This is a genomic window from Streptomyces liangshanensis (assembly GCF_011694815.1).
Taxonomy (GTDB): Bacteria; Actinomycetota; Actinomycetes; order Streptomycetales; family Streptomycetaceae; genus Streptomyces; species Streptomyces liangshanensis.
The window spans coordinates 5,407,883-5,424,435 of the sequence record NZ_CP050177.1 but is presented as its reverse complement, the minus strand read 5'-3'; the positions used below and the strand labels follow the sequence as shown (position 1 = coordinate 5,424,435).

Here is a 16,553-nt window from a genome sequence, read left to right as displayed (position 1 = left end):
TCGGGCCCCCGCGGTGCGTAATTCCGCAACCGCGAAGGCCCATATCATGGATTGTCAAGAATTATTACACATCTTCCTGACGGTCCAGGACGGCGGCGAGCGCCTGCTCGAATCCGGACGCCTGGGACGCGGTGCGCGTGGGGTCCTGCTGCCGTACGTCGATGACGTGCCCGGTCAGTTCGGAGAGCAGGACGTCCAGGGAGGTCCTGGCGACCGCCTCGGAGGAGAGCAGCGACCCGACGGGCTCCTGGCCGAAGGCCTTGGTCCGCATGGGGGTCGCGGTGCGCTCGGGGTTGACGCAGTTGACGCGGATGCCCTCGGCGGCCCATTCGTCCGACAGCGCCTGGGTCAGGTTCACCATGGCGGCCTTCGTGGACGAGTAGAGGCTGTACTCGGCGCGGCCCCGGGTGTAGCTGGAGGACGTGTAGAGGAGCAACTGGCCCTTGGTCTCGGCCAGGTACTTGTACGAGGCCCGCGCGATCTGCACCGGCGCCAGGTAGTTGACGTTCAGCGCTTCCTGGATCGTCGTGTTGTCCGTCTCGGCGAGCTTGCCGATGCGCAGGACGCCCGCGGTGTTGATCACGTAGTCGATGCGGCCGGTCTCCGAGTACGCCTTGGACAGGGCGTCGTCGACGTGCTCCGGATTCTCGACGTGGGTGCCGGTGGTGGAGCGGCCGAGCGCGTACACCGAGGCGCCGTACTGCTTCGCCAGGGCGGCGATGTCCGCGCCGATGCCGTACGAACCGCCGAAGACCACCAGCGTGCGGCCGGAGAGCAGTTCACGGTACGCGGCCTCGTCGGCCTGGGCGGGGGCGGCGGTGGAGGCCAGCTGGAAGAGCTTGTCGGCGATGAAGACGTCGACGGGCTGGGTGACCTTCATGTTGTACTCGTCGCCCGCGACGACGTAGATCGGCACGTCCGGCAGGTACTTGAGCACGACGGAGCAGTCGTCCGTGGCCTGGAAGTTGGGGTCGCCGCCGGCGACGTCGTACGCCTTGCGGATCGTGGAGAGCTTGAAGGCCTGCGGGGTCTGGCCGCGGCGCAGCCGGGCGCGCTCGGGGACCTCGGTGATGAACTCGCCGTCGCCGCCGTGCGTACGGGTCACGATGATGGTGTCCGCGGAGGGGATCGCGACGTCGACGGCCTGGTAGCGGTCGAGCGCGTCCACGCAGTCCTGGATCACGCGCTGCGAGAGCAGGGGCCGTACCGCGTCGTGGAACAGGACGTTGGCGTCCTCGCCCTCCGCCAGTCCCTCGCCCAGCGCGGCGATGGCGCGCTGGGTGGTCTCGTTCCGTGTCGTGCCGCCCTCGATCACCCGGGTGACCTTCGTCAGCCCCGCCTTGACGACGATCTTCTCCACGTCGGGGACGAAGCCCGGCGCCATGAGCACGATCACGTCGTCGATCCCGTCGGCCTGCTGGAAGATCGACAGCGTGTGCTCGATGACCGCCTTGCCCGCGATCTTCAGCAACTGCTTGGGGATCGACAGGCCCACGCGCTGACCTGTACCGCCCGCCAGGACGACGGCGGTGGTGCGGGGCCTCGCGTTGGACGCGGAAGTTGCAGACACGTAACTGACCTACCTTGCGGACTCAGAGGATGAATCGATGGTCCCACCCGCGGCAATCGTCCCGCAAGGCGGAGCACGGCTGTCAGCCACCCCCACGCAACCCCTGATTCACCTGGACAGGCTACTGCCGCACTGGTCATGACACGGTCGCCGCACGGAGGGGTCCTCCTCCGTACGGCGACCGTGGGAGACGCCTGTCACATCACGGCGCCGGTGGGACGTCCGGCCCGTGCGCCCGGAACGGCGCGAACCGGTCCGGCCGGAAGTGAACCGGTCCGGCTAGAAGGGGTCGAACTCGTCGTACTCCTTCTGTACGTCGTCGCGCTCGGCGTCCCGGTCCCTGCGGCGCTGCGACGCGGGGCGGGGGGCCTCCAGGCGGTGGTCCTCGCCGCGGCGGCCGAGCATCTCGGCGCCCGCCATCATGGTGGGCTCCCAGTCGAAGACGACCGCGTTGTCCTCGGCGCCGATCGCCACGCCGTCGCCGGACCGGGCGCCGGCCTTCATCAGCTGGTCCTCGACACCGAGCCGGCTGAGCCGGTCCGCGAGGTAGCCGACGGCCTCGTCGTTGCTGAAGTCGGTCTGGCGCACCCAGCGTTCGGGCTTCTCGCCGCGCACGCGGTAGATCCCGTCCTCCTCCAGGGTGACGGTGAAGCCCGCGTCGTCGACGGCCTTGGGCCGGATGACGATCCGGGTCGCCTCCTCCTGCGGCTTCTCGGCGCGGGCCTTGGCCACGGCCTCGGCGAGTCCGAAGGAGAGCTCCTTGAGACCGGTACGGTCCACGGCGGAGGCCTCGAAGACGTGGTAGCCGCGCTTCTCCAGCTCGGGCCGGATCATGTCGGCGAGGTCCTTGCCGTCCGGGATGTCGACCTTGTTGAGGACGACCATGCGCGGCCGGTCCTCCAGGCCCCCGTACAGCGCCAGCTCCGCCTCGATCACGTCGAGGTCGGTGACCGGGTCGCGGTCGGACTCCAGCGTGGCGGTGTCCAGGACGTGCAGCAGCACCGAGCAGCGCTCGACGTGGCGCAGGAACTCCAGCCCCAGGCCGCGGCCCTGGCTGGCGCCGGGGATGAGTCCCGGCACGTCCGCGATCGTGTAGACGACCGAACCGGCCGTGACCACACCGAGGTTGGGGATGAGCGTGGTGAACGGGTAGTCCGCGATCTTCGGCTTGGCGGCCGACAGCACGGAGATCAGCGACGACTTGCCGGCGCTCGGGTAGCCGACGAGCGCGACGTCGGCGACGGTCTTGAGCTCCAGGACAATGTCACCGCCGCCACCGGGCACGCCGAGCAGCGCGAAGCCGGGGGCCTTGCGGCGGGCGGACGCGAGCGACGCGTTGCCGAGGCCGCCGCGACCGCCTTCCGCCGCCACGTACGTCGTGCCCTGGCCGACGAGGTCGGCGAGGACATTGCCGGCCTTGTCGAGGACGACCGTGCCGTCGGGGACGGGCAGGACGAGGTCCTGGCCGTCCTTGCCGGAGCGGTTGGCGCCGGCGCCGGGCTGGCCGTTGGTGGCCTTGCGGTGGGGCGTGTGGTGGTAGTCGAGCAGCGTGGTCACGTCCTGGTCGACGACCAGGATGACGTCGCCGCCGTGACCGCCGTTGCCGCCGTCGGGTCCGCCGAGCGGCTTGAACTTCTCACGGTGTACGGAGGCGCAGCCGTGGCCTCCGCTACCCGCGGCGACATGCAGCTCGACGCGGTCCACGAAGGTGGTCATGGGGGTTGCCTCCAGTACATACGGAAATGTCTTTACAAGAACACGCGAAGGGCGGACCCGCTTCCCGATGCTCCGGGAAGTGAGGTCCGCCCTCGCGAAGAAACCCGTTCTACAGGTGCCTGACGACCGATGGGTCTCAGGCGACCGGAACGATGTTCACGACCTTGCGGCCACGGCTGGTGCCGAACTCCACCGCGCCGGCGCTCAGCGCGAACAGCGTGTCGTCGCCGCCACGGCCGACGCCGGAACCCGGGTGGAAGTGTGTGCCGCGCTGGCGGACCAGGATCTCACCGGCGTTGACGACCTGACCGCCGAAGCGCTTCACGCCGAGCCGCTGAGCATTCGAATCGCGCCCGTTCCGAGTGGACGATGCGCCCTTCTTGTGTGCCATGTCTCCTCAGTCCCTTACTTCGCAGCCGCGGGGATACCGGTGACCTTGATCGCCGTGTACTGCTGGCGGTGACCCTGGCGACGGCGGTAGCCGGTCTTGTTCTTGTAGCGAAGGATGTCGATCTTGACACCCTTGTGGTGATCCACGATCTCGGCCTGGACCTTGATGCCGTCCAGGACCCACGGGTCGCTGGTGACGGCGTCGCCGTCGACCACGAGCAGGGTCGAGAGCTCGACCGTGTCGCCAACCTTGGCGGTGGGAATCTTGTCAACCTCAACGATGTCGCCGACAGCAACCTTGTGCTGGCGGCCACCGCTGCGCACGATGGCGTACACGCGGAACTCACTCTCGCTCGGAACGGAAACCCCTGACGCCAGCCGCTCGCACGGCCCGGGGCCGTGGCGATCCGAAAGGACGAGCGGCCTCCTCCGGCGAGATGGAGCGGCGCCGGAAGGTGGGTGCTCAGGGATTGGCGCGTACATAAACACGCCGACGGCCTAGAGTACGGGCAGGCCACCGGGGGGGTCAAACCAGCCCGGTGGCGGCGACGGCCCGCGCCCCGCCCCGGGAAGTCCGGGGCGGGGCGCGGGCCGTTCTACTGCCGTACGCCGGGGCGAGCGGCCGGGTGGCTCAGCTGTCGGTCGACGCCGTGACGCCCGGAGCCGTCTGCTCGGCCGCCGACGTCTTCTTCGCCGCCGACTTCGTCGTCTTCTTGGCCGTGGTCTTCTTCGCCACGGTCTTCTTGGCTGCGGTCTTCTTCACCGCGGCCTTCTTGGCGACGGCCTTCTTGACGGTCTTGCGGGCCGTCTTCTTGGCCGGGGCGGCGTCCGCGTCGGGCGCCTCCTGGGTCCCTTCCTCAGCGACCGGCGCCTCGGCCGGTGCGGCCGCCTCGTCGGGCTTCGGCGCCGCGACCACGACCACCGCCGCGTCCTCCGCGCCCGTCGGCGAACCGGCGGGGGCGGTGACCTTGCGGGTCGCCCTGCGGCGGGCCCGCGGCGGGGCGGCGTCCGGCGTCGCCTCCGCCGCGGGGGCCGCGGGGGCCTCCGCGACGGGAGCCGGCTCGGGCACAGGCTCGGGCTCGGTCACGGGGACGACGACCTCGGCCGTGGCCTCCGCGTCGGCGGCCTTGGGCGAACCGGCCGGAGCCGTCGCCTTACGGGTCGCCCTGCGGCGGGTACGGCCCACGGGGGCCGCCTCCTCGATGGGGGTCTCCTGCGCGGGCGCCTCGACGGGCGCGGTGGTGTCCTCGGCGGACTCCTCCACGACCGGCGGGGCCTCGGTGACAGGCGTCTCCACGACGATCTCCGCCGCCTCCGCCTCGGCCGCCCGCGGCGAACCGGCCGGGGCCGACGCCTTGCGCGACGCCCGGCGGCGCGAACGGCCGCGTACGGACGCCTCGGCCTCCGCGACGCTGCTGAACAGCTCCTCGTCCGGCGCGAACTCCGCCACGGCGAACGGGACCGGCGTCGCCACCTCGGCGGCCAGCTCGGCCTCCGTCTCGTGCTCCGGCTCGGTGAGCACGTCCTCGTGGTCGTGCTCGTGGCTGTCGTGACCGTGGTCCTGGTCCGTACCCGCCGAGCCGCCGCGGCCGCGCTTCTTGGAACGCTTGCCGTTCCCGCTCACCGCGCCGCCGTTGCCGTTCTGGTGGCTGTTCCCGCCACCGCCACCGGACGCCGTGGGCTGTTCCATGTGGACGATGACACCGCGGCCGTTGCAGTGGACGCAGGTCTCGGAGAACGACTCCAGCAGGCCCTGGCCGACCCGCTTGCGGGTCATCTGGACCAGGCCGAGCGAGGTGACCTCGGCCACCTGGTGCTTCGTACGGTCCCGGCCCAGGCACTCCAGCAGGCGCCGCAGCACCAGGTCCCGGTTGGACTCCAGCACCATGTCGATGAAGTCGATCACGACGATGCCACCGAGGTCGCGCAGCCGCAGCTGGCGCACGATCTCCTCGGCCGCCTCCAGGTTGTTCCTGGTGACGGTCTCCTCCAGGTTGCCGCCCTGGCCGGTGAACTTCCCGGTGTTGACGTCGACCACGATCATGGCCTCGGTCTTGTCGATGACCAGCGAACCACCGCTGGGCAACCAGACCTTGCGGTCCAGCGCCTTCATCAGCTGCTCGTCGATGCGGTACGTCGCGAAGACGTCGACCTCGCTCGTCCAGCGCGTCAGCCGGTCGGAGAGGTCGGGCGCCACGTGCGCCACGTAACCGTGGATGGTCTGCCACGCGTCGTCGCCGCTGACGATGACCTTCGTGAAGTCCTCGTTGAAGATGTCGCGGACGACCCGGACGGTCATGTCGGGCTCACCGTAGAGAAGCGTCGGGGCGTTGCCGCTCTTCGACTTCTTCTTGATGTCCTCCCACTGGCCCTGGAGGCGCTCGACGTCACGGCGCAGCTCGTCCTCGCTGGCGCCCTCGGCGGCCGTGCGGACGATGACGCCGGCGTCATCGGGGACGATCTTCTTGAGGATGGACTTGAGCCGGGCCCGCTCGGTGTCGGGCAGCTTGCGGCTGATGCCGGTCATCGAGCCCTCGGGCACGTAGACCAGGTAGCGGCCGGGCAGGGACACCTGGCTGGTGAGGCGCGCGCCCTTGTGGCCGATCGGGTCCTTCGTCACCTGGACGAGCACCGACTGGCCGGACTTGAGCGCGGTCTCGATGCGGCGCGGGCCGTTGGCCATGCCCAGCGCCTCGAAGTTGACCTCACCGGCGTACAGGACGGCGTTGCGCCCCTTGCCGATGTCGACGAACGCGGCCTCCATGGACGGCAGTACGTTCTGCACCTTGCCCAGGTACACGTTGCCGACGTAGCTGGTGGCCTGTTCCTTGTTGACGTAGTGCTCGACGAGCACGTTGTCCTCGAGGACGCCGATCTGGGTGCGCTCGCCGTTCTGGCGGACGACCATCACGCGCTCGACGGCCTCGCGCCGGGCGAGGAACTCCGCCTCGGTGATGATCGGTACGCGGCGGCGGCCCTGCTCGCGCCCCTCGCGGCGGCGCTGCTTCTTGGCCTCCAGGCGGGTCGAGCCCTTGATGGACTGCACCTCGTCGGAGCCGCTGTGGATCTCGCGCTCGCGGTCGGTCTCCTTCGCGCGCCGCTCACGCGGCTCGCGGACCTTGACGACCGTACGCTCCGGGTCGTCCTGGCCGTTCTGCGTGGCCTCGGCCTCGGGGCCGCTGTCACCGCTGCGGCGGCGCCTGCGGCGACGGCGGCGGCTGCTGGAGGAACCGGCGCCCGACCCGTTGTCCTCGTCGTAGGAGGACTCGTCGCCGTCGTCGAACGACCGCTCCGCCTCGTCGCCGTCGTGGCCGGCCTGGTCGTGCGTACGGTCGGCCGCGCGGGCGGGGCGGTCGTGCCGGTCCTGACGGTCGTGCTGGTCGTGCTGGTCGTCCTGCTGCTCGTCCTGCGTGTCGTCCGACTCGGCGGACTCACCGCGACGGCGGCGGCGGCCACCGCGGCGGCGGCGCCGCGACGGGCGGTCACCGTACTCGTCGCCGTCGTCGAAGGAACCGTCGGCGCCCTCGGCGCCCTGGTCGGTCTCCGGCTCGCTGTCGTCGGCGTGCTGCTCCTGGGCGGCGGGCGCCTCGACGGCGCGCGGGGCCTCGGCGGGCTCGGCGGACTCACCGCGACGGCGGCGCCTGCGGCGGCCACCCGGCTCGGGAGCGGCGACGGGCTCGGCGTGCGCCGTGTTCTCCGTCGTGTCCGTGTCGTTCGAGTCCTGCGTCTCCTCGTCCTCGTCGATGTGGTCGTCGAGGTCGTCGTGCCCGCGGGTCCCCGCGGCCGCGGCCATCGCGGCGGCCGTCTCGGGGGTCTGGAACATCGGCTCGGTGAAGACCGGGGCCTGGAAGACGGCCACGGCGGGCCGCGCGGCGCGGCGGCGCGAGCGCTCGGGGGCCTCGGGCTCCCGCTCGGGCTGCTTGACCGGCTCGGCCTTCCTGGCCGGCTCCGGCTTCCTGGCGGCCTGGGGCTCGGGGGCGCTCTCCACGGGCTCGGAGGCGGCGGGGGTGGTCTCGGGGGCGGCGGCCCTGCGGCGCGTACGGCCCCGGGTCGCGGCCTTGGCGGCCGCCTCGACCTGGGTCTCGTCGGCGCTGATCTGGGCGACGGCCTCCTCGGGCAGGCTCTCGCCGGCCACGGGCTCGGTCTCGTCGGCGGCTGCCGTGCCGGGGGCGGGCGCACCGGCGGGCGCGGTGGCCCTGCGGGTGGCACGGCGGCGGGGGCGGGCGGCGGGCGCCGCGTCCTCGGCGGGGGCCTCGGCCGGGGTGTCGGTCGCGGTCGCGGCCGGGGTCTCCTCGGCCGCCGGGGCCTCGTCCTGCGGGGTCGTCACGGGTGCGGCGACCTTGCGGGTGGCGCGGCGGCGGGTACGCGGCGCGGGCGCCTCGTCGGCCGTCCCGGCGGGTGTCTCCTCGGCCGTGACGGCGTCGGCGCTCTGCGCGGTGTCCGTGACCTGCGCGGCCTGCGCGGTCTCCGCCGCGTCCTCGGCCTGCGGCGGCCCGGCGGGCGCGGTGGCCTTGCGGGTGGCACGGCGGCGCGTACGCGGCGCGGGCGCCTCGTCGGACGCCGCGGCCGTCTCCTCCGCCACGGGGGCTGCGACCGGCTCCGCGGGGGCGTCCGCCGTCTCCGTGCTCGTCACGGGCGCGGCCACCTTGCGGGTGGCCCGGCGCCGGGCTCGGGGCGCGGGTGCCTCGGCAGACGCCTCGTCCGCCGCCGGTGCGGCTGCCGCCGCGCCGTTCTCCGTACCGCTCACGGCTTCCGAGCCGGCGGCTTCCGCCGCCTCGGTGCCCGCCACCGGCGGACCCGCGGGGCGGGAGGCCGCGCGGCGCCTGCGCCGGGGGGGCAGCGTGTCGCTGGGGGTGTTGTTGTCTTCTTCGGTGGTCCCGGCCGTACCGGGTTCGTCGTTCTCGAGCATGCGGGGTTTCTCCCGTCGCGTTCCCGGGCGCCGCGCCTGATTCCGGTCCGGCCGCGGCTCGCGCATCGCGCGATCGCCGCCGTCCGGGGCGCGGGCGCCGCACGGGAACTGTTATGTCTGGCTCGCCGGTTCCCTACGCGAAGTACGTACGGCCTGGCGAAAGTCTGTTTTGGTAGGACGCGCCGCCCGACCCAGGTGGCTCCCGAGTACCAGGGCTGCGCTGTGACGACCGCCTATGCGGAACCCGCACCTTCCGGCGCTTTCGCGGCGGCGGTTCCGGCGGCCTGTCGCAGGCCGGCCGTCGCTGCCTCGCGGTCGGGCGCGAGCGGGTCGGTCACCGTGCCGGACTCCTCGTCGAAGAGCCCCTGCGCCAGCCTGGTCACCGCTGCGGGGACCGGCGGCGCCAGGTCGGCCACAGCTCGGAGACCGGACAGGACGTCGTCAGGTCGCACGGCAGGTGTCACGTGCCGAACAACCAGGCGCAGTATCGCACAGGGCCCGTCCCCCGGCCTATCGGACCGGGGCGGGGTGACCTCCAGGGAGACCACCGCGGCACGGGTGTCGAAGGTCCGCACACCGTTCTTCATACGGCGCTCGACCTCGACCGATTCCGCGTTCAGGAAGACGGACACGGCGTGTCCGGCCTCCTCGGGACCGACGCCCTCCAGCCGCAGCTCCCATACGGAAGCGGTCAGCCGGTCGGCGAGTCCCGACGTACGGGCCTCGACGGCGTCGGTGATGTCGAGACCGGTGGGCAGCGACTCGTCGAGCAGCTGACGCAGCTTCTCCGGGTCGCGGTGCTCCACCAGGGCGATCTCCAGGAACTCGGCCTCACTGCCCGTGCCGGTGGGTGCGGCATTGGCGTACGACACCTTCGGGTGCGGGGTGAACCCCGCCGAGTACGCCATCGGCACCTCGGCGCGGCGCAGCGCCCGCTCGAAGGCGCGCTGGAAGTCTCGGTGGCTGGTGAACCGGAGGCGGCCCCGCTTGGTGTAGCGCAAACGGATGCGCTGCACCGCCGGTGTGGCTGGCGGCCCCTCGGGCTGTCGCTTGCCCAGTGGTTCTTCTCCTCGGTGCGGGGCGGAACACGCTCGCGTGCCGCCCTCGGACGTCCGGGTGGCCCCGGGTCCCCCGGCTCACCCCTGCTTGCGCAAGGAGATCTCAGGTGCGGGCACCGCGCCGGGGACAGTCGTTGTACTACCCAGAGTACGCGTACGGTGCGCCACAGGTTCCCGGGGCTCGGTCATCCGTGGTGCGCCCGGTCGTCTGTCCCGCCGTGCGTCCTGCCGCGTTCCGACCAGCGCGCGCCACGCGTCATGCCGTGTCTGCCGGAACGTCTCCCGGGCGCTCGCCAGCGTTTCCCGTGCGACGCGGCCGATCTCGCGGGAGGCGCGCCCGGCCGGGTCCAGCATCCGGTCGCGTACCCAGTGCCCCACAGGGGTGCACACGTTCTGGTACGTCCAACGTCCCGGCCGCCCCACCGCATTCCAGGCCAGCCAGGCCAGCACCCTGCCGAGGGCCCGCGAGAGGTACCCGGCGATCCGCCAGGCGGTGGAGAACGCGGCGCCGGTCTCCCGGCCCACCGGGACGAGGATCCGCCGGACGATCCACCCGCCGGGGACGACGACCAGGGCGAGGGCGAGCCACACGACGGCGGCCCACAGGACGCGGGCGCCGGACACGAGGCCGCGGCCGAGACCGGTGAGCAGCCACCCGATCCCCTTCCCGAGCGGGACCAGCGCCGCGCGCCACACCCACGCGGCGGGGGCGACGACGCCGTACCGCCACACCGGCACCACCACGTACCGCCACAGCCCCACCACCGGCCACACCAACACCGCGACGGCCAGCCACCGCAGCCCCTTGCCGAGCGGGGTGAGCAAGCTCTCGTACGCGGCCGTCCACAGCCGGTCCAGCGCTCGGCCGGACGGGACGAGCACCGCGCGCCACACCCACACCAGGGGCACGACCACGCCGTACCGCCACACCGGCACCACCACGTACCGCCACAGCCCCACCAACGGCCACACCAACACCGCGACGGCGAGCCATCGCAGCCCCTTGGCGAGCGGTACGGCGACCGCCCCGTACAACCAGACCAGCGGGACGACGACCAGCGCCCGCCCCAGCGCACCCAACGCCCGGCCCAGCCAGGCGAGGCCGAGGAGCAGCCCCCGCCCCACCGGCCGCAGCACCGACCGGTCCACCGCCCTGGCGCCGGCGGCGAGCAGGTCCCACACCACGCTTACGGGCAGCACGACCACCAGGACGACGATCCGCACCGGGATCCGCACGGCCACGGTCAGACAGCCCTCGCCGCCTTCGTACCCCTCGTACGACGCCGGCGCCCGGTGCGCCCCGTACGGCCGCACCCCTCGCTCGTCGTCCCGCCGCCCTTTGTCCCCACTCACGCCCATGTCGGCCCCCTCTACCGAACAGGACGCGTCAGGAGCCTGTCCGGATCCAGAACCGGAGCTTTCCGCCGCGCTGGTCCTCCAGAACCCCGCCCACGGCCTCGATCACCTTGCGCGAGGCGGTGTTGGTGGTGTCGCAGGTGACCAGTACGGGGTCGATCCCGATCCGCCGCGCCACGGGAAGCGACCCGGCGAGCATCGCGGTCGCGTACCCCCGCCGACGGGCGGTGGGCCGTACGGCGTACCCGATGTGCCCGCCCAGCTCGCGCAGGAACGGGTTGAGCCGGTGCCGGATCGCGAGCCGCCCGAGGAACGTGTCGCCCTCGACGTACCAGAGCGTGGTGCTGGGCACCCACCCCTCGACCCGCGGCGTCTCCTCCAACGGCTCGGCGTTGAGCCGCTCCACATACCCGGCGAACACGTCAGCCCGATGCCAACTACCCGCGTACCGCTCCATCTCGTGCACGAGCAACGACCGCTCACCATCCCCCTCCTCCACGAACTCCCCCATCGCGTCGAGGAACGAGGCATGAACGAGGACGTCGGGAGCAATGAACTGAGGCATCCCCCCAGTCTCCCACCGGGCGTGCGCGCGGGCCGGGAAGCACGTCACGGAGGCGAACCAGGCGCGCCCGGCTCCGCTTCAACCTGTCACGGCCTGGCCGATCAACGTTCCAATGTGGTCCGGCTCGGGAGCATCCAGAATCCGAACCTCCGCTTTCGAGAAACCAGACCTCAGCAAGATGCTCTCCCACCTCCCAGGGGTGTAGCTGTAGCGGTAGGTGAACCGTGCCCGGCCTGCGAATCCTCCCTTGTACATGCCCTGCGGCCCGTAGGCTCCGGGGATGGCCGGCGGGTGTGAGAAGACCAGGCTCCCGCCCGGCTTGAGCGCGTTGAGCACAAGCGGAAGAAGCTTGGCCGGGTCCGTGAACCAGACCGCGCCGAAGATCGAGTAGACCGCGTCGTACCGCTCCCCGTGATCACGCAGGAAGTCCAGCACTTCCGCGCAGTGGAACGACACCCGGTCCCCCCACCGTTCCCGCACGGCGTCCACCATGACAGGGGACATGTCCACTCCCGTCCCCTTCACCCCCCGTTCTGCGAGATAGGCGAGAGTCCGTCCCGTGCCGCACCCGATCTCGAGTACGGTGCCCGGGCTACCAAGAAGCTCCACACCTGGGCCGTGCCCGGCGTACTGCGTCCAGTTCATCACCGGAGCACCGATCTCCCTGGTGACGCTGGTCGCGTACGCATCCCAGAGATCACGTTCGTCATCGTGGTTATGGCGTGCCGGCACCGTAGCTCTCTTCGTAAGGGCGTGCCCCGCGCCGGCCGCTGGTGAGCCGGTGCGGGGCACGTCGCGTGCGCCTGCTCAGTGGGAGTCGGGAACCTTGTTGTCACACGGTGAGCACTCTGTCCCGTCGATCGCCCACAGCTCCTCGTCGGGCGTGAAGCCCAGGGAGCGGATGAACTCCTCGGTGCGCAGACAAAGGCCGTCCCGGCGCCGCTCGATGAAGGGTGCGTGGTGCTTGTACCTGCCGCCGTTGTAAGCGGCGCAGATGGCGAACCACACGGGCGTGTCGAGGATGAGCTGATGCACACCGATGTCCACGATCTTGCCCACGCCCAGATGTACGTCCGGGCGTTCGATGGACGCGATGACGTACATGACCGCGTTTCCGAGGACGCGTTCCGCCATGTCTCGCACCATGGTGTGGTCCCGGAGCAGGAGGGTTACCTCTCGCTCCCACAGGGACATCCCTGCGTCGAGAACGTTCACGGTGAGATGTTGGAGGTACGGCTCCACATCGTTGAGGATCTGGCGGGGATCGCGTGTCTTGATGGGTCTGGGGGACTCGATGGTCACTGTCATGAGAATCCTTCCCGTCCTGTCTACGGATCCATCCTTGAGGCTGGGAGGAAGTAGCCCTAGCTTCTTTCTTGTTGAGGCAAGAACCCGTCCCGGATTCCCTCGACCAAGGTCCGCATACCTTCGCCGTAGAGCGCTACCTCCGCGAATCGCTCGAAGGTGTCGACGTACGTCTGCACGTCCTTGGGCTCTCGCGTCGTGATCTCGGAGTGGAATGTCTCGACCAGCACGAGCCGGTCGTCGTGAATGCTGAAGCACGTCATGGGAAAGTCCGGCATCCGGCCGGCCAACGGCACGATCCCGATCAGCACGCGGGGAAGCCGGGACAGGGACACGAGCCGGTCGAGCTGGACAGCCATGACGGCAGGCTCACAGACCAGCCACCGAAGGACGTGCTCGCAGATGACGAAGTGGAAGGACCTGCCCTCTTCGTAGAGCGTTGCCTGGCGCTCCAGCCTGGCTGTCACCGTCCGGGCCCGCGTCTCGTCCGGCAGCGCGGGCGGCAACGAGAACACGGCCGTCGCGTACTCCGGGGTCTGGAGCAGTCCCGGGATGAGCTGCCCCTGAAAAAGCCTGAGGCCGGCGGTGCCCGCCTCGATCGCCCTGATGGTGTTCTGGTGTTTCCACGGCCCCATCCGGCGCAGCAGCCGCCACGCTGTGGCCTCCGTGACCTCGGCTCGGGCAGTCGTGAGGAATTGCTCCTTCACCTCCTCCGAGACCCCGAGCGCGGAGAGAACCAGGTCGACGTCCTGCACGGTGGGCAGAGTCCGACCGTTCTCGATCTTCGACAGCTTCCCGGCGGACATGGAAGCCCTGCGGGCCACCGTGTCACCGGTCAGCCCCGATGTGTCCCGCAGTGCCCGCAGGGCTTTCCCGATCGAGTCCACAGTCAGTTGTGGCGTTCCCAGTACGACGCGAACGGTACGGCGTGGGCGAGTGCCAGGGTCCGGTACCCCCGGTACTCCGTGAGTCGATCGGCAGGCAGGAGTTCACAGCCGACGAACGCGCCGGCAGGGGTGTAGTGCATGCGGTACACGTCCCGGTCGTCGAAAAGCCAGAAGTCGTGATCAGGCAGACCGGCCACCGCCTGCTCCGCCAGGTCGATGATCCCGACGGACTCCCCTGCTCTGATGTTCCCGGGGTAAGCCGCCAGTTCATAGCGCAGATAAGCGGTCAGAGGCGAGCGCAGGACATGAACACGCGACACGCTCTTGCCCTTGTCCGTCATCGAACGTACCCACGGATTGTCGTCCCACCCGGGCCCCATGTCCTCACCCGCCAGGAACCGCGCGATCTCGTCCCGCTCCTCTTCCACGTCGTACTCGGCCAGTGTCTCCAGCCGGAACGCCGTCCGCTCGAAGGCACCGAAGAGACGACCGAAGTCCTCACCGCTGAGCACGGAAGAATTCCTCAAGAACGGCAGCCGGAACGATCACGGCGCTTTCCCCTTCGGGCAGGTCGAGCTGCGCCAGCCGCTCGGGGTCCGTCTCGACATACCCCTGGACCACGTAGCTTTTCCCGTCCTCCGTCGCCCACAGGGTCGGGCAGGTCCCGTTCTTGCAATCCGGATCCCCGGACAATTTGCGCAGCGGTAAGCCCATGGCTTCCCCCTTGTTTCGGTGGCTGGCCTCAATGCTCCCGAGCTGCCGCGGGCAAGGTCAAGGAAGCCGCCTTTCCCACACAGGAAAGGCGGCTTGGTGCCAGGTCGCTACGCCTACTTGACCACCGTCAGCGGGAGGAGTTTCTTGCCTGTGGGGCCGATCTGGATGTCCAGGTCGAGTTGGGGGCAGACGCCGCAGTCGAAGCAGGGGGTCCAGCGGCAGTCCTCGACCTCTGTCTCGTCCAGGGCGTCCTGCCAGTCCTCCCAGAGCCAGTCCTTGTCGAGGCCGGAGTCCAGGTGGTCCCAGGGGAGGACTTCCTCGTACGTGCGCTCGCGGGTGGTGTACCAGGCGACGTCCACGCCGAAGTCGGGGAGGGTCTTCTCGGCGGCGGCCATCCAGCGGTCGTAGCTGAAGTGTTCGCGCCAGCCGTCGAAGCGGCCGCCGGCCTCGTAGACCGCGCGGATGACCGCGCCGACGCGGCGGTCGCCGCGGGAGAGGAGGCCCTCGACGATGCCGGGCTTGCCGTCGTGGTAGCGGAAGCCGATCGAGCGGCCGTACTTCTTGTCGCCCTGGATCTTGTCCTTGAGCTTCTTGAGGCGCGCGTCGGTCTCCTCGGCGCTGAGCTGCGGCGCCCACTGGAACGGGGTGTGCGGCTTGGGCACGAACCCGCCGATCGACACCGTGCAGCGGATGTCGCCCTGGCCGGAGACGCGGCGGCCCTCGGCGATGACCTTGACCGCCATGTCGCCGATCTGGAGGACGTCGTCGTCGGTCTCGGTGGGCAGGCCGCACATGAAGTACAGCTTCACCTGGCGCCAGCCGTTGCCGTACGCGGTGGAGACCGTGCGGATCAGGTCCTCCTCCGAGACCATCTTGTTGATGACCTTGCGCAGCCGCTCGGAGCCCCCCTCGGGGGCGAAGGTGAGGCCCGACCTGCGGCCGTTCCTGGTCAGCTCGTTGGCCAGGTCGACGTTGAACGCGTCGACGCGGGTCGAGGGCAGCGACAGGCCGACCTTGTCCGCCTCGTAGCGGTCCGCGAGGCCCTTGGCGATGTCGCCGATCTCGCTGTGGTCGGCGGAGGACAGCGACAGCAGGCCGACTTCCTCGAAGCCGGTCGCCTTCAGGCCCTTCTCGACCATCTCGCCGATGCCGGTGATGCTGCGCTCGCGCACCGGGCGTGTGATCATGCCGGCCTGGCAGAAGCGGCAGCCGCGCGTGCAGCCGCGGAAGATCTCGACGGACATCCGCTCGTGGACCGTCTCGGCCAGCGGCACCAGCGGCTGCTTCGGGTACGGCCACTCGTCGAGGTCCATGACGGTGTGCTTGGACACCCGCCACGGGACACCGGAGCGGTTCGGTACGACACGGCCGATGCGCCCGTCGGGGAGGTACTCGACGTCGTAGAAGCCGGGGACGTACACCCCGCCGGTCTTCGCGAGCCGCAGGAGCAGCTCCTCGCGCCCGCCCGGGCGGTCAGCCGCCTTCCAGGCGCGGACGATCTCGGTGATCTCCAGCACGGCCTGCTCGCCGTCGCCGATGACCGCGCAGTCGATGAACTCCGCGATCGGCTCGGGGTTGAAGGCCGCGTGCCCGCCGGCGACGACGATCGGGTGGTCGACGGTACGGTTCCTGGCCTCCAGCGGGATGCCCGCGAGGTCCAGGGCGGTGAGCATGTTCGTGTAGCCCAGCTCGGTGGAGAAGCTCAGCCCGAACACGTCGAAGGCGGAGACGGGCCGGTGCGAGTCCACCGTGAACTGCGGGACGCCGTGCTCGCGCATCAGCTCCTCCAGGTCCGGCCACACGCTGTACGTACGCTCCGCCAGCACGCCCTCGCGCTCGTTGAGCACCTCGTACAGGATCATGACGCCCTGGTTGGGCAGCCCGACCTCGTACGCGTCCGGGTACATCAGCGCCCAGCGGACGTCGCACGAATCCCAGGGCTTGACCGTGGAGTTGAGCTCGCCACCGACATATTGGATCGGCTTCTGCACATGCGGGAGCAGGGCTTCGAGCTGCGGGAAGACCGATTCGGCACGCATCAGGAAAGGTTCTTTCGTGGGCCGGCTGGATTGACCCACCAGAC

The 16,553-nt window shown here is 70.6% G+C and carries 14 protein-coding genes; all 14 read right to left on the bottom strand.

The window, feature by feature from the left end:
- Window positions 1-64: 64 nt before the first annotated feature.
- Complete coding sequence (locus tag HA039_RS23505; protein WP_167033121.1) at window positions 65-1,570, bottom strand: bifunctional cytidylyltransferase/SDR family oxidoreductase; 1,506 nt, start codon at window positions 1,568-1,570, stop codon at window positions 65-67.
- Window positions 1,571-1,849: 279 nt separating this feature from the next.
- Entirely contained in the window at window positions 1,850-3,286 is a 1,437-nt protein-coding gene (obgE, locus tag HA039_RS23500; protein WP_167033119.1) for a GTPase ObgE, read from the bottom strand.
- A gap of 136 nt (window positions 3,287-3,422) precedes the next feature.
- Window positions 3,423-3,677, bottom strand: coding sequence for a 50S ribosomal protein L27 (rpmA, locus tag HA039_RS23495; protein ID WP_161307630.1), 255 nt, complete (start codon window positions 3,675-3,677; stop codon window positions 3,423-3,425).
- A gap of 14 nt (window positions 3,678-3,691) precedes the next feature.
- Window positions 3,692-4,012 carry a 50S ribosomal protein L21 gene (gene rplU / locus HA039_RS23490; protein WP_161307631.1) on the bottom strand — a complete coding sequence of 107 codons (321 nt, stop codon included), beginning with the start codon at window positions 4,010-4,012 and terminating at the stop codon, window positions 3,692-3,694.
- A gap of 295 nt (window positions 4,013-4,307) precedes the next feature.
- Window positions 4,308-8,585, bottom strand: coding sequence for an Rne/Rng family ribonuclease (locus HA039_RS23485; protein WP_167033117.1), 4,278 nt, complete (start codon window positions 8,583-8,585; stop codon window positions 4,308-4,310).
- A 233-nt stretch (window positions 8,586-8,818) separates the two neighbouring features.
- Entirely contained in the window at window positions 8,819-9,601 is a 783-nt protein-coding gene (locus HA039_RS23480; RefSeq protein WP_167033115.1) for a TIGR03936 family radical SAM-associated protein, read from the bottom strand.
- A 120-nt stretch (window positions 9,602-9,721) separates the two neighbouring features.
- The gene (locus HA039_RS23475; protein ID WP_243869686.1) at window positions 9,722-10,996 is read right to left on the bottom strand and encodes a hypothetical protein; all 1,275 of its coding nucleotides are present in this window, start codon (window positions 10,994-10,996) and stop codon (window positions 9,722-9,724) included.
- A 34-nt stretch (window positions 10,997-11,030) separates the two neighbouring features.
- On the bottom strand, window positions 11,031-11,564 hold the full coding sequence (locus HA039_RS23470; RefSeq protein ID WP_167033111.1) for a GNAT family N-acetyltransferase: 534 nt from the start codon (window positions 11,562-11,564) through the stop codon (window positions 11,031-11,033).
- 78 nt (window positions 11,565-11,642) lie between these two features.
- A complete protein-coding gene (locus tag HA039_RS23465) occupies window positions 11,643-12,296 on the bottom strand; it encodes a class I SAM-dependent methyltransferase (RefSeq protein ID WP_167033109.1) in 654 nt (217 codons plus the stop codon).
- 75 nt (window positions 12,297-12,371) lie between these two features.
- Entirely contained in the window at window positions 12,372-12,872 is a 501-nt protein-coding gene (locus HA039_RS23460) for a hypothetical protein (protein WP_167033107.1), read from the bottom strand.
- Between the two features lie 56 nt (window positions 12,873-12,928).
- Complete coding sequence (locus tag HA039_RS23455; RefSeq protein ID WP_341830035.1) at window positions 12,929-13,756, bottom strand: helix-turn-helix domain-containing protein; 828 nt, start codon at window positions 13,754-13,756, stop codon at window positions 12,929-12,931.
- A 2-nt stretch (window positions 13,757-13,758) separates the two neighbouring features.
- Window positions 13,759-14,268, bottom strand: a complete 510-nt coding sequence (locus HA039_RS23450) for a DUF6879 family protein (RefSeq protein ID WP_167033105.1) — start codon at window positions 14,266-14,268, stop codon at window positions 13,759-13,761.
- Complete coding sequence (locus HA039_RS23445; protein WP_167033103.1) at window positions 14,255-14,470, bottom strand: hypothetical protein; 216 nt, start codon at window positions 14,468-14,470, stop codon at window positions 14,255-14,257. The genes HA039_RS23450 and HA039_RS23445 overlap by 14 nt, the downstream gene beginning before the upstream one ends.
- A gap of 113 nt (window positions 14,471-14,583) precedes the next feature.
- The gene (locus HA039_RS23440; RefSeq protein WP_167033101.1) at window positions 14,584-16,509 is read right to left on the bottom strand and encodes a TIGR03960 family B12-binding radical SAM protein; all 1,926 of its coding nucleotides are present in this window, start codon (window positions 16,507-16,509) and stop codon (window positions 14,584-14,586) included.
- Window positions 16,510-16,553: the final 44 nt, after the last annotated feature.

Coding starts and splice junctions, on each gene's coding strand:
- obgE (WP_167033119.1), bottom strand. CDS start 3,286: ATGACCACCTTCGTGGACCGCGTCGAGCTGCATGTCGCCGCGGGTAGC.
- rpmA (WP_161307630.1), bottom strand. CDS start 3,677: ATGGCACACAAGAAGGGCGCATCGTCCACTCGGAACGGGCGCGATTCG.
- HA039_RS23485 (WP_167033117.1), bottom strand. CDS start 8,585: ATGCTCGAGAACGACGAACCCGGTACGGCCGGGACCACCGAAGAAGAC.
- HA039_RS23470 (WP_167033111.1), bottom strand. CDS start 11,564: ATGCCTCAGTTCATTGCTCCCGACGTCCTCGTTCATGCCTCGTTCCTC.
- HA039_RS23460 (WP_167033107.1), bottom strand. CDS start 12,872: ATGACAGTGACCATCGAGTCCCCCAGACCCATCAAGACACGCGATCCC.
- HA039_RS23445 (WP_167033103.1), bottom strand. CDS start 14,470: ATGGGCTTACCGCTGCGCAAATTGTCCGGGGATCCGGATTGCAAGAAC.
- HA039_RS23440 (WP_167033101.1), bottom strand. CDS start 16,509: ATGCGTGCCGAATCGGTCTTCCCGCAGCTCGAAGCCCTGCTCCCGCAT.